Origin of the sequence: Cellulophaga baltica (genome assembly GCF_018861125.1) — a bacterium.
Classification (GTDB): Bacteria; Bacteroidota; Bacteroidia; order Flavobacteriales; family Flavobacteriaceae; genus Cellulophaga; species Cellulophaga baltica_A.
In genome coordinates this window covers 415,030-428,992 of the sequence record NZ_JAHKQN010000005.1, presented here as the reverse complement: position 1 = coordinate 428,992, position 13,963 = coordinate 415,030, and the positions used below count along the sequence as shown (strand labels likewise).

Below are 13,963 nucleotides of genomic sequence, written 5' to 3'. Positions count from 1 at the left end.
CAGGACGGGTCAAAATTGCGTAGAACGTGATTGTGTATGGTTAGTTGCGTGGTTAAGTAACTAATTTAGTAAACAAATACGAACCTGAGAAAATTCCGAAGGAATTTTCCAAATAAGCACTTGCCAAAGCAATTAATTATACACGGTGTTGGCTTTAGTTTTTTAGTTTTCTGCAAATTTTATTAATGGTTTTATATTTCCATTGTCAGCTTTTCTTAATGCTATGATATACTCTTTTCTTGTTTCATCCGCTCTAACCATATTTGACTTGTGCCAGCTGAAAATTTCTTTTCCGAAAATAGATTCAATAATTATATCAGCCATCATTCTTGAGTGTCTACCATTTCCATTAGGAAAGCAGTGAATTGCTACGATTCTATGTTTAAATCTAATAGCAATTTCTTTAGGTGGATAAGTCTTATTTTCTAACCAATATTTAGTGTCATCAATTAGATTTTTTAGTTCTATTCCGATTTGAGTCCATTTTATTCCAATGTTTTTGTCAGTCTTTCTAAATTCACCTGCCCATTTCCAAACATCGCTGTACATTTTTTTGTGTAAATCTTTTATAAACTTTTCAGTCAATATTTTTTCAGGTTTTAAATTAGCACGAATAGTCCATTCTACAGCTTTTTCAATATTTAACTGTTCAAATTCATCGAGTTCTTTTTGTGTTGTTATTGATTTTATTTTTAGACCTTCTTTTTCGTCTTCATCTAAAGGTGTTTGGCCATCTGCGTATTTTAAATCTAATCCCATAATGACTTTCTCATTTCCCTTTTTATTTCATTAGCCAAGTCATTTATTGAATGATCAATTTTATCTTCACTGATTCCTTGGTCCTCTAATTTCATATTTTGATTGGTCCTTAAAACAATTTTTCGGGCCAGTTTTTCAGCCTTTAAGTTGATTAGACTTTCGATGGTCCCATCTTTAGGAATAAAACCATAGATGAATTTCATATTCAAGGCATTGCCAACATCCTTTAGTTTATTGATGGTTATCTGACCTGTAGCTTCACGTTCCTCAATTTTTTGAATAGCTCCTTTAGTCAAGTCAAGTTTGGTTCCTAATTGGTCCCTTGTCATATTAAGAGTAGTTCTAATAGTATTTACCCATCCTTTTTGTGGGACCAGGACCATTCCTGCATCTTTAAAATTAGTCAGTTTTTGGTCTAATTGTTCTATGAGTAGTTTTTTCTTGTTTCTCATTTGTTAACATTTTATACATATAAGTATGTAAATTAAAACAAAAGTATACAAATATGTATAAATAAACAAATAAAAGAATACTTATATGTATTCTTTTTATGTCAATAATCATACACATATGTATGAATAAGTTTGTCTAAAAGGTTCTGATTTAAATTAAAGCCAACGGTTAGTATAATAATAGTAAGGGATTAAAAAATGCACTTACTTTCAGATTTAGCACTTAGCCAAATTTACAATTTCACCGTTATTTTTCTTTAAACTGTCAAATTGTAAATTTGGCGGACTTTGTTAATATGCACCAACTTTGGGTTTGGCACTTACCCTTATTATTTTTATACATTGTTGTGCGTTCGTTTTTTATTCAATTATTTTTTCAATTTCAGAGCCCGTCAAGTTTTTAATATTCTTTGTGATTTTTTCAATATCCCAATTCCACCATTTTAGCTCTAATAATTTTGAGATTGTTTCTTTAGGGAATCGTTTCTTTATTTCTTTCGCTGGATTTCCTCCAACAATTGAATAGGGTTCAACATCTTTAATTACGGTTGAGTTTGTCGCAATAATTGCTCCATCTCCGATTGTCACACCAGCCATAATAGTTGCGTTATAGCCAATCCAAACATCATTACCAATATTTATGTTTCCTTTTTGAGGATAAGATTTTCCTTCCATTGCATTTTCCCAACCATTCCCAAAAATCGCAAAAGGATAAGTTGTTAGAGAATTTGTTAGATGATTTGCTCCATTCATAATAAATTTTACATCAGATGCAATCATACAGAACTTGCCAATAATAAGTTTGTCACCTACAAAGTCAAAATGATATTTTACGTTTTTTTCAAAATTTTCTACATTTTCGAAATCGTCATAATATGTATAATCTCCAACAATGATGTTAGGGTTTTTTATGATATTCTTTAAAAAACAAAGTCTGTCATAATTCTCAAGTGGAAATTTTATGTTTTTATTTGGACCTGTCATATGTTTTATATTCTATTAAGTTTATTATGGTTCGAAATGACGCACAACTTGTTTATATACGGAACTTTCTTCCGGTTATAATGCCTTTTTGGTTGGCTATGCGGAACTTTTATGCTTTTTAGCTTCTTTTAATTTAAAAACATAAAGCTCCTAATTTGTACTAAATTAAGATATTGTGTGTTATTTATGACTAAAATAAAAGTAAATATTTTTTGTTTTCTACAGTTTGTAAAAACAATGGTTAGAAATTTTTTTTGATTGGTCTTTCTGCCTTATTTATCCTATAAATTAAAAACTATAATTTTCTATTGTAGCATAACTATTTCTATAAACTAAGTTGCTTAATAGCTTATCCTTTAGGTAATAAAATAGACACCTTAGTTCCTTTACCCACTTCACTATCAATTAAAAGATCGCCATTATTTTTTTTTAAATAATACAAGCATGTTCTTAGCCCAAAACCAGTACCTTTTTCTTCTGAGGTACCTTTTGTTGTATACCAGTTTTCGCCTTTTAAAATTTTCTCAATTTCTTTGGTATGTATTCCAACACCAGTATCAGAGATTATTGTATGTATTAAACCATTTATCTCCTTTGTTTCTAATACTATAATGCCAGATTGTTTAGTGAATTTTATAGCATTTTGCAGTATGTTTCTAAATACAAATGTATAACTGTCAATATCAGCATACATTTTAGTATTTAAATTGTTAGTGTTAATTGTAATGTTTTTCTTTAAAGCTTCGTGTTCAAGTAATTCCCACATTGGTTTAATTGCCTGTAATGCTTCAAAAGTAACAAAACTTAAAGGTTTGTTTTGTGTTTGTCTGCGTGACCAATCTAGCAATCCGTCTAAAAAAATATTTACATTTTTTACTTTTTTAGAGAGCTCTTTAAAGTATAATTTAGCTTCGTCACTATCAATATCATTGTTAGCGACTAAATCAATAGTGCCAATTAAACTTGCTAAAGGCGATCTAACATCATGAGAAATTAATAGAAAAAGCTTTTTATTAATAGTATCTAAATGCTCTAATTCTTTTTTTTGAGTATTTATTTTTTTAAAATTTTGTTGTAGAATAAAGGCTATAGGTAAGGCAATTATAATTGGTAAGGCAATGGCCAAATAAAGGCCTAACCAAAATTTTATCCAATGCACAAAATAATCACTTATTAAATAGCCTGCAACAGCTATAAATAATGCTAATGTTACCACTACAAATGGGTTATTTAATTTATCTCTTATTGGTAACATGTGTAGGGAGTAAATCCTATAAATTATAGTTAATTGGTTGCTTATTATAAAGATAAAATTACAAAAATATTGTATTAATTACTTACAATATTTAAAACGCAGTAATGTAAAGGTATTTTTATATCGTGTTGATATGAAGTTGTTTTGGTTTTTAAAATTATTTTTTCTTTAATTTATTAATCCAAATTATGGTGCCTGTAACGGGTAATGATGTAGCAATTAGGCAGGCTAAAAAATAGATGATTTTTGTAAAATTTCCTGCAAATGAACCTACATGAATGCTTCTAATTAAGATAGCTATTTTAGAGCCAAATTTTTCATTTTTAAAAAGGGTTTTCGAAACCAGTTTGTTTGTGTACGGGTTAAATTGAAGCTTATCGGTGGCATCATACGCTAAAAAGGCATTACTTTTTTTACGAATCATAACACTTTCATTCTTTTTTAAAGGCAAGTTAATTCTTGTTGCTTTATTTTCGTACGGCAGTATGCTATCTGCTTTTTGTAAAAGTGTGCTCAAATTTAATTTTGGAGAGTTCTCTTCTGTTGTATTTAATAGTATGGTGGTATCAAACCTAGATTTACCTAATTTGTCACCTAAAACAACTTCAAGACCATTATAATACCATTGAAAAGACCAAAGTAAACCTGTTAGCCCCATTAGTAGCATTGGAAATAGTGCATAGAAACCAAAAGTGTTATGTATATCGTAATTTATTCTTTTCCAGTTTGCTTTTGTTTTTAACGTTAAGCCTTGTTTCCATGATTTCCATTTTTTAAACTGCTTAAGCTTTTTAGGCATCCAGAGGATCAAGCCAGAAATACATAGTATGATAAATATAATGGTACACACCCCAACAATAGGCCTGCCAATTTTTGTGTCAAGTAACAAGTAACGGTGAAACTCTTCAATAAAATGAATAAAAGCTCTTGTTTTACCTATAGAAATTACCTTTTTGCCTGTGTACGGGTTTATTTGAACCGATTTTCCTCTGGCTGGTTTTCCAGAATTTGCTTCTTCCTTAGTCAGTAAAGTGAATTGAATGTTTTGACTTTCATCATTAAAAAAAATGAAATCTTTTACAACAGAACCATCAGCCTCTAGATTTTTTACAATAATCTCGAAAGGAACTTTATTACCTGTTTTTTCTGAAAAATGATCTTGTTTGTCAAAGGTTTGTACTAGTTCTGTTTCAAAAGCTAAAATTGTACCAGTCAAACAAACTATAAACAATACTATGCCACTTGCAATACCTAGCCATAAGTGAATATCATTTATAAATTTTCTGATGGTATAATTTCTCATGATAGGTGTTGGTTTTAGTTGAATTTGCTTTTCAAATAATTGTTCTGAGGGTATAATTTTTTATTGATGTTATTTAAAATTATAGCATTTTCTTTTTCACCTCTTTTTAATGCTAAATCTACGACACGGTTAATATATGTTGCTTGAGGTATAAAGTTATAATTTAAATTGGAAGATAGGTTACTGTAGTTTTCTTCTAATAAAGATGGATTTTTAATAAGTTCTTTTACATTAATACGAAATCCTGTAAAAACGGTGCGTAAACCATTTATAAGTGATGGTAGTACAACGCTACCGTGATCTTCATTTTCGTAATGCTTTACCACAAAATTTAAGTTTTTGGGTGTAGTAGTATTTAGTATTTCAATAGTGTTTTTTTTAGCTTTAAAATGTGCATAATGCTGTTCACTAGGTTTTGGTTGATTGCCTATTGAATTTGCATTGGCGAAAAATAAAACACTACCTGCGAAATCTAAAGTTTTGATATTCTTGTCTAACTTTTTTACAAGTAAATTATCATCCCACCACAAACTTGGGTCAATTGTAATATATGCATTAAAGGTTGATGGTTTATCAAATAAAATATTTAATGCAAAAAGGCCTCCAAAAGAATGGCCGATAAGTAATTTGTAATCTAAAGTTCTGTAATTTTTATTGATTTCAGGAACCAACTCTTCGCTAATAAATGCTGTGAATTTTGTAGCTCCGCCTGATTCATAATTTAATTTAGAATCTTTCGTTGGGGTTAAATCTCTTGATCTATTTGTATTTTTAATAGCAACTATAATACATTCAGGAATTAATGGGTAATACCCGTTTGATAAATTACTAACCATGCCACTAGTTACATGAAAAAATTTTTCACCATCAACTATGTAAATTACTGGGTATTTCTGATCTTGAAAATTTTTATTAGTATAGTTTTCAGGTAAAGAGATAAAGTATTCTCTTTCTTCACTAAGCGTGGAAGAATAAATGGTTTTCAACTCTCCAATTTCAACTTTTTGAGCGTGTACTAAAAATGAAAATATACAAAGTATTACAAATAGTATTCCTTTATTCATAAGTGTTGTTGCTTAAAATATAAAAAAGAGAATGCTGTTAAACATTCTCTTTTTGTATTTGTTTTTTATTTTTTAAAATGCGCTGTAAGTTAAACCTACTCTAAAATTAAAAGGTTTTTGCGGTATACCATAGCCATTATAGTATTCCTTATCAAAAAGATTATCAGCTTTTAGGCTAACCTTATATTTGTCTTTTTTGTAAAATGCAGTTGCATCAACAGTAGTATACGCTTCTGAACCAAAGTTGTTAGTGGTACTATTGTATATTTCACTCATATGGTTTGCGCCAAAACCAAAGCCTAAACCTTTAGCTTTACCTTTTAATGCTTGGTAGCTTAGCCAAAAGTTCCAAACATTTTCTGGTGTGTATGTTAAGCTGTTTCCTAAAACGGCCTCATTACCAAAATCTACTTTTTCTAATGTTGCTTTATTTTTTGTATAACCAGCAACAACATTTAAACCTGGTGCAGGGTTTGCAATTAAATCAATTTCAAAACCTCTACTTAATGTTTCACCAGTTTGAGAGCTAATACCATCTTCATCAGTAATTATATCATTATCAATTGAGATGTTATAGTAACTAATTGTACTTAATAATTTACCTTCAAAAAAGTCAAGTTTTGTACCTACTTCAAATTGTTTAGCTCTTTCAGCATCCCAAGTAATAACTTCACCAGTACCATTATCAGAAGGTGCATTATTACTAAGACCATCCATATATCCTAAAAATAAAGATGCTTTATCATCAAATGGGTTATAAGCTAAACCTAACTTGGTATTAAAAGTACTTTGATTATACCCGTTTGTGCCTTCTGCACCATTTGTAATTGTGTTTTTAGACATAAAACGGTCAAAACGTAAACCACCAGTTAAAGTTAACTTCTTATTTAAAGTAATCGCATCAAATGCATAAATACCTAAAGTTTGAAACTCAATAACTGTTTTGTTCTTTGTTTGATCAGCAATATTTGCTTCAAACTGATCATTTGTTAAACCTGAAATTACAGGATCTGTAGTATCAACAGCATCAATTTCATTCCAAACACCTGTTCTTTGGTAATCTTCTAGGTTGTGTAAGTAACTAACACCAGCAACTAATTTGTTGTCAATTTTATCACCTTCAATTACGTTTAAAAAGTCTTGTTGAATGTGCGTGTTGCTTGTTTCTCTAGGGTCGTATTGTAAATAGTATCTACTCACCGTAGTTTCATCAGTCATTACAACACGTAGATAATTAGCATCAGTATACGTAGTAGCTTTTGTTAATGTTGTTTTTGATGACCAAGTATCAGATAATTTATAATCTAAATGAATTTGAGCAGCTAAATTTGAAAAATAACCAGCCATTTCATTTGTTCCGTAGTTTGTGTAAAAATCCCAGTTTAAATCATCCCAAGAGTTTACATCGTCAGTAATTAGTGAGCTAGATAAACCTCTTGCAAAGTTTAAGTTACGTTTACTTTGGTTGTATTCTAAATTTGCATTTACCGTTAATTTATCAGATAAATCAATAGTTAATGATGGTGCCACCATAAACTCTCTTATAATTCCTTGATCTTGAAAACTGTTTTCTGATGTGTAAGCAGCGTTTAATCTAAAATAGATATTGTCATCTTCACTAACGACAGTATTATAATCAAGCGTAGCTCTTTCTTGTTCCCATCTTCCAGCAATAAAACCAATATCTAGTTTTTTACCGTCATAAGCTTGTTTTGTTACTTTGTTTACAACACCACCAAAATTAGCAATGTTATCTACATTTGTACCGTATAATAATGATCCAGGACCTTTTACAATTTCTAAACGCTCAATGTTTTGAGGGTCAATTGGAGCTTTAATCCAAGCAATACCACCATTTCTTAAATGTACATCAGATCTAAATCCTCTTAAATATACACTTACGTTTCCGTCGTTTGATTGTACATAACCACCACCAGTTATACTTTTAAATGCAGAAGGTAAATCTGTAGTAATTTGTTCTTCTAATAATGCATTAGTTACAACAGAATATGATTGTGGGTTGTTGATATTTTTTAAAGGTACACGAGCTACATATTCAGATTCTTTATGTGCAAACTGGTTTAGTCGTTGTGCGCTAACCACTACCTCACTTAACTGCTCATTACTTTCATTTAAAATTACATCTTGAATGTTTAGTGTAGGAGAGTTAACATCAATAGAAACTATCTTACTTTCCATTCCAATAAGGGAAAACTCTAAAGTATACGAACCGTAAGGTATATTTTTAAACTCATACTCACCATCAAAATTTGTAATTGTTCCTTTTTTGATAGACTTGATCATTACATTGATAAATTCTGCAGGCGAATTGTCAGAAGTAACAACTTGGCCATAAATTTTAGCGCTATTTTGTTGGGCGTTTAGATTAGTAACTAGCAAGAAGATAGTTAATATTGCTAGCATTTTAGATATTCTCATAATAATCTATTATTTTCGTTATTTATAATTAGTTTAAATAATAATAGCGACAAAAGTATTCTAATACTTTGTTAAAAAGTTAACGCGAAAAGTATTATTAAAGCCGTAAAAAGTATTTTATGAAATCAGTTTATAAAAACCACTTGTACCCCCATAAAATCATTGTAAATAATTTTTCTGAAGGCTTCAAAAAAAGAGTGATTGAAGATAAAATTATTAAGGCTGACAACCCTTTAGTAGAAGGTGAAACTCGTGAAATTTTACTAAATGGTATTAAGTTGAGCATGCGTAATGGTAAAATAACACCACCATTAATGGTTGATGTTGATCATGATTTTCCGTTTTTAAAAATTCATTTTGAAATGGAGGGAAGCAGTATTTATAAGCCAAGAAACAAGAAAAGTATTGAGGTAAATATACCTGGTGGCCATTATAATTTCTTTTTCTTACCAGAAGTAAGTGGAACTTTAAAATATGACGAACCTTATAGAAAGACTTTAGAAATACTTTTTACCAAAGATTATTTAAAGCGAGCTTTTGGTACATCGTTTAAAAAAGAATGTTCTGATTTTGGTACTGCATTGCAAAACAATGAGCCTTTTAAAATGTGGGAGAAGAGCAAGCCAATTACTCCTCAATTGCATCATCATATTAATGATATTATAAATTGTAAGTTTGAAGGAGGCTTAAAAAAAGCATATTTAGAATCTAAAATCACTGAAATATTGGCCATACTTTTTAATGATTTAAAAGCGAAAGATAAAGCTGACAAACAAATTGTAAGTGATGATGATTATAAAAAAATAATGGATGTTGAGGTTTTAATTAAAGAAAATTTAAAAAAGCCCTTAACTATAGCTGAACTTGCCATTATATGTGGCATTAACCAATTTAAACTGAAAAAGAATTTTAAGTTGATTTTTGGGAAACCTATATTTTCTTATTTAACGGAGATTAGAATGGAAGAGGCTAAAAAATTAATTATAGAGAAAGGGTATACCATAGCAGAGGCAGCTTATGAAATTGGTTATAAAAATCCACAACATTTTACTGTGGCTTTTAAAAAAGTGTTTCACTGCTTGCCAAGTACTTTAAAGAATAACATATAGATTAAAATTAAAAAGAGTCCGAAATCAATTAAGATCCGGACCCTTTTACGAGAACACTATATGAAAATGAAAAAATTATTTACGCTTTAATTACACTTCAAAGATATATAGGTAGCTCTCTTTTTTAAAACTAATGATGTGTAATAAGAGAATGTTGTTGTGAAATGATACGATTAAGTTATGTAGCTATTTTATTTCTAATTTTAAACGAATAATTAGCCTAACAAATAGGTTTGAAATAAAAAAAAGGAGCCAATTGGCTCCTTTTATACTTTTTTTGATATTCTTAAATTAAAAACTGTCATAGCTAAATTTTTGTCCTCCAACAGACGCATCAGCCATTAAACCTGCTTTAGGTAGAGCAAATACTGCAACGCCATCTTTATATTTTGCGTTGAATGCAATTCCAGATTTGATTGCTACAGCAGAAGCTTCAGCACCAAAATTGAAGTTTTCTTTTTTAAACTCCCTAACATCACTAGGTGTTTCAAAGAAAATTACTTCAATAATTGATTGTCCACCAGCCTGTAAGCCAATGTTTAGCTTTTTTAAGCCAGCCATACCAACTTTTTCTCCACCTTCATAAACAACACCATTACCAGATGCTCCACCAATAATGAAACCACCTTTACCTACGTTGGGGAAAATAACATAACCTGCGGCATTGTCAAAGAAATGCTTTAAGCCTTCATCAGTTTTTAAAAGTGTTTCTTTAGCTTCAGTAGCATCTTCAATAATTCTTTTTTGTTTGCTAGTCTGTGCATTTACATTAAATGCAAGTAATACTATAACTAGGGCCGTGAAATATTTCATCTTTTTCATATTTGTATAATTTTGATTTTGTAATTGATATACGAGCAAAATTATACTTCTTGTTTTTTGCGCTCTACTAAGAATTTGTTAAATAGCTATTTGTGGTATCTAATTAATTTTTAGTGTGCTTTTACCAATTATTGAAAAGCAGAAAAACCTGTAATATCGGCACCTGTGATTAATAAATGAATATCATGAGTACCTTCATAAGTAATAACACTTTCAAGGTTCATCATATGACGCATAATGCTAAACTCACCCGTAATACCCATTGCGCCTAATACTTGCCTAGCTTCGCGTGCAATTTTTAAAGCCATATCAACATTATTGCGTTTAGCCATTGATATTTGTGCACTTGTAGCTTTGTCATTATTTTTAAGTTGCCCTAATCGTAAAGCCAATAATTGTGCTTTGGTGATTTCAGTTACCATTTCAGCTAATTTTTTTTGCTGTAACTGTGTTGCTGCAATAGGTTTGCCAAATTGTACACGTTCTTTTGCATAACGTAATGCTGTATCATAACAGTCCATTGCGGCACCAATTGCTCCCCAAGCAATACCAAAACGAGCAGAGTCTAAACAACCAAGTGGAGCGCCTAACCCTGTTTTGCCTAATAAAATATTTTCTTTAGGTACTTTTACATTATCAAAAATAAGTTCACCAGTTGCTGATGCTCTTAATGACCATTTATTATGTGTTGTAGGGGTGGAGAAACCTTCCATACCACGCTCAACAATAAGTCCGTGAATTCTATCTTCTTCGTTTTTTGCCCATACTATAGCAATGTCAGCAAAAGGTGCATTTGAAATCCAAAGTTTTGCACCGTTTAAAAGATAATGGTCACCCATATCTTTGTATTTTGTTTCCATACCACTAGGATTAGAACCGTGGTTTGGTTCCGTTAAGCCAAAGCAACCGATTAATTCACCTGAAGCTAATTTTGGTAAATATTTAGTGCGTTGTGCTTCATTTCCGTATGTGAATATAGGGTACATTACTAATGAAGATTGTACTGATGCTGTAGAACGTATACCACTGTCACCACGTTCAATTTCTTGCATTATTAAGCCGTAACTGATATGGTCTAAACCAGCACCACCGTATTTTTCAGGTATGTATGGACCAAAAGCTCCAATTTCAGCTAAACCTCCTAATATTTCTTTAGGGAATGTAGCTTTTTGTGCGTGTTCTTCAATTATTGGAGAAACAGATCGTTTAACCCATTGCCTTGCCGCATCACGAACCAATTTATGTTCTTCTAAAAGTAAATCATCAATATTATAATAATCAGGAGCTTCAAATAAATCTTTTTGCATAAACTGGTTTTCAGTAAAGATAATTAAAGATTTGTAACAGTTAAATGATATATTGTTTTAAAAATATTTAATCAGGCTGATTTATGTATACGTTGAATTATAAAAAAAGCAGACTATTTATACAAATAGTCTGCTTTTTTAAAACGAGTTTATATGTGTTACTTAATTGCAATCTCTTTCAAAACCGATTGATGTATCAGCTTCATTGGTTAAAGCAACATATGTAGCTCTACATTCTTCAATGTTCCAATCACCAATATAATTGGCTAAAGTCATAGATAAATTATTAAAAGTAATAACACCATTTTCAATACTCCAATTTCCTTCGTCAACAATGTCACCGTCTGCATTGTAAACGTGAATATTCATATTCGAAAAATCAACTTTAAGTCCTTCTTCTGGCACATCACCATTCATATACCAGATACATTCTGCTAAATATGATATAATTTCATCATCAGAACAAGGTGCTTCACATTCCTGTGCTTCTAAAGTTATAGCCTCTTCGTCTTCACTACGTAAGAGTGAAAAATTGTCTTCACCACATTCGGTAACGCTCCAATCTCCATTGTAAAATTGTAATTCAACTAAATCACTAAATGTAATTACTCCGTTAGCAATACTCCAGCTAGCCTCTTCGTAAGCTTCACCGCTATTGTCATATAAAATAACTTCAGTTTCTGTAAAACTTAATAAACGGTCTCCCGTCATATTCCATTTGCAAGAATCTAATAAATAAGTTGTAATTTCTTCATCTGTACAAGGTGCTTCAGTAGTCATTTCTTCATTTGAATTATCGTCACTATCACATGATGCGAATAGTAACATAATTGAAAAAATAGCAATACTAAAAATTGATTTCATAGTTTTTCTAATTTGAGATTTATATGATATAAAAACGTTTGAAAAACTTAAATATTATTTTTTTTCGATGAACCGTAATTTCAATTTCTAATTTACATTTTTAAATAAAAATCCTTAGTTAGGGCTTTGTATTCATCAGTGTAACTATTACGTTCTTTTTCAATAATAAGTTCATTGGCTAAAACATCATCTTTGGTAAATGAATATTCTAAAAGGCTCCGTTTTATTTCAGCATTTTCATTGCCTTTAACTCGTGTTACTCTATTTAAAAATAACTTATGATTACTTGCTAGAACGGTAAAATGTTCTTCTTCTTTGAAAGGGATAATAGTTGAAAACACACCATTAGGGGAAAGAAGTTTTGATACTCCTGAGACTAATTCTTCAAAAGGTAAAGATGAATTTTGACGGGCATTATCTCGAGCATTATCACCACTAGAAACATCTTCATTGTAAAAAGGAGGGTTTGAAACAATTAAGTCATACAATTCGGCTTCATCGGGTTCTTCCTCAGTATATTCATCAACAAACTCATCAAAACCTGCATGAAAACAAAACAATCTGTCTGACCAGTCAGATGCTTCGAAATTTTCTGCGCATTGTTCAAAGGCATCACCATCAAGTTCAATTGCTTCTATATTTTCAGCATCACTACGTTGTGCTAACATTAATGATATAACACCAGTGCCAGCGCCAATATCTAATATAGAATAAGTGTTGTCTTTAATAGATGCCCAAGCTCCAAGTAAAACACCATCAGTACCAATTTTCATTGCGCACTTATCTTGATTTACTGTAAACTCTTTGAACTTAAATGGTTTCATATATGTAATTTGAATTCAAAATTAATACTAATTTATTGGGCATAAAAAAATCCCTCGACAATTACGTCTTGGGATTTAAAATTATATTGGAATAATTTTTGTAAAAAACACTAAAGCTAAAGTTGTTAAATTTTATTACTCAAAAGAAGTTTCACCTTCATTAGGTTGATATACATAATTAAAACTGTAGTATTGAGAGTTGCTTAAATCTTCATTTGCTTCTCCATCTTCATAATAACTAGTTATTTCAAATTTAGCATACGTACCGGTTGTAGTTTTAACAACTATAATTTTACCTGCAATTGGAGAAATTATATGAGTCGTAGAATCATAAGTATACCAGCCATTATCAGAACCTGTGGTAATTGCTAATCCATCAGTAGCACTATCAACTTCAAATAATTCGGTATTTACTTCTGTAATACTAGCTAAAGTACCAGATGCTATATAAATACCTGCATCACCTGTTCTTTCTGGTTCATCATCAGAGGTTGCTTCTCCTCCGTTAACTAAAATAGTAGTGCCTCTAAAAGCAACATCCCAGTCATCTCCGGTAGTTGTAGAGCCAGAATCAAAAGAAAATCGAATGTAATCTCCAGTAATTGTTGCAGGGCTTGTAGTGTAATCTGCACTTTGCGTAGCTTGTAAATTGGTAACTGTGTTTGATTCTACAGCTTCACTGCTTGAATTATCAGTGTCATCGTTATTGTCACAAGATGTAAATGCTAAAAATAGCCCAAAAGTTAGTACTAGTTGAATTGTTCTAATTGTTTTCATGAAT

Annotated in this window: 13 protein-coding genes; 1 reads left to right on the top strand and 12 read right to left on the bottom strand. The window is 30.7% G+C overall.

All coding sequences use genetic code 11. From position 1 onward, the window contains the following. Positions 1-162: 162 nt before the first annotated feature. The 7 genes from KO500_RS02600 to KO500_RS02570 form a co-directional block, all read right to left on the bottom strand. Complete coding sequence (locus KO500_RS02600; protein WP_215954937.1) at positions 163-759, bottom strand: mobile mystery protein B; 597 nt, start codon at positions 757-759, stop codon at positions 163-165. Further along, the gene (locus tag KO500_RS02595) at positions 750-1,211 is read right to left on the bottom strand and encodes a mobile mystery protein A (protein WP_215954936.1); all 462 of its coding nucleotides are present in this window, start codon (positions 1,209-1,211) and stop codon (positions 750-752) included. The genes KO500_RS02600 and KO500_RS02595 overlap by 10 nt, the downstream gene beginning before the upstream one ends. Before the next feature lie 360 nt (positions 1,212-1,571). Beyond that, positions 1,572-2,195, bottom strand: coding sequence for a CatB-related O-acetyltransferase (locus tag KO500_RS02590; protein ID WP_215954935.1), 624 nt, complete (start codon positions 2,193-2,195; stop codon positions 1,572-1,574). A 349-nt stretch (positions 2,196-2,544) separates the two neighbouring features. Then, complete coding sequence (locus tag KO500_RS02585; RefSeq protein ID WP_215954934.1) at positions 2,545-3,450, bottom strand: sensor histidine kinase; 906 nt, start codon at positions 3,448-3,450, stop codon at positions 2,545-2,547. 157 nt (positions 3,451-3,607) lie between these two features. After that, complete coding sequence (locus KO500_RS02580; RefSeq protein ID WP_215954933.1) at positions 3,608-4,753, bottom strand: PepSY-associated TM helix domain-containing protein; 1,146 nt, start codon at positions 4,751-4,753, stop codon at positions 3,608-3,610. A gap of 14 nt (positions 4,754-4,767) precedes the next feature. Next, positions 4,768-5,817 (bottom strand): alpha/beta hydrolase, encoded by a 1,050-nt coding sequence (locus KO500_RS02575; protein ID WP_215954932.1) that lies wholly within the window; start codon positions 5,815-5,817, stop codon positions 4,768-4,770. A gap of 72 nt (positions 5,818-5,889) precedes the next feature. Then, a complete protein-coding gene (locus KO500_RS02570) occupies positions 5,890-8,256 on the bottom strand; it encodes a TonB-dependent receptor (protein ID WP_215954931.1) in 2,367 nt (788 codons plus the stop codon). A gap of 119 nt (positions 8,257-8,375) precedes the next feature. On the opposite strand from KO500_RS02570, the gene KO500_RS02565 reads away from it, so the two are divergent. After that, a complete protein-coding gene (locus KO500_RS02565; protein WP_215954930.1) occupies positions 8,376-9,365 on the top strand; it encodes a helix-turn-helix domain-containing protein in 990 nt (329 codons plus the stop codon). 291 nt (positions 9,366-9,656) lie between these two features. Here KO500_RS02565 and KO500_RS02560 read toward each other — a convergent pair whose 3' ends face one another. The 5 genes from KO500_RS02560 to KO500_RS02540 form a co-directional block, all read right to left on the bottom strand. Continuing rightward, entirely contained in the window at positions 9,657-10,187 is a 531-nt protein-coding gene (locus KO500_RS02560; protein WP_215954929.1) for a YSC84-related protein, read from the bottom strand. Positions 10,188-10,315: 128 nt separating this feature from the next. Beyond that, positions 10,316-11,494 (bottom strand): acyl-CoA dehydrogenase family protein, encoded by a 1,179-nt coding sequence (locus KO500_RS02555; RefSeq protein WP_215954928.1) that lies wholly within the window; start codon positions 11,492-11,494, stop codon positions 10,316-10,318. Between the two features lie 162 nt (positions 11,495-11,656). After that, complete coding sequence (locus KO500_RS02550; RefSeq protein WP_215954927.1) at positions 11,657-12,358, bottom strand: hypothetical protein; 702 nt, start codon at positions 12,356-12,358, stop codon at positions 11,657-11,659. A 92-nt stretch (positions 12,359-12,450) separates the two neighbouring features. Continuing rightward, positions 12,451-13,182 (bottom strand): tRNA1(Val) (adenine(37)-N6)-methyltransferase, encoded by a 732-nt coding sequence (locus KO500_RS02545; RefSeq protein ID WP_215954926.1) that lies wholly within the window; start codon positions 13,180-13,182, stop codon positions 12,451-12,453. Positions 13,183-13,317: 135 nt separating this feature from the next. Then, positions 13,318-13,959 (bottom strand): HmuY family protein, encoded by a 642-nt coding sequence (locus tag KO500_RS02540; protein WP_215954925.1) that lies wholly within the window; start codon positions 13,957-13,959, stop codon positions 13,318-13,320. Between the last annotated feature and the right edge of the window lie 4 nt (positions 13,960-13,963).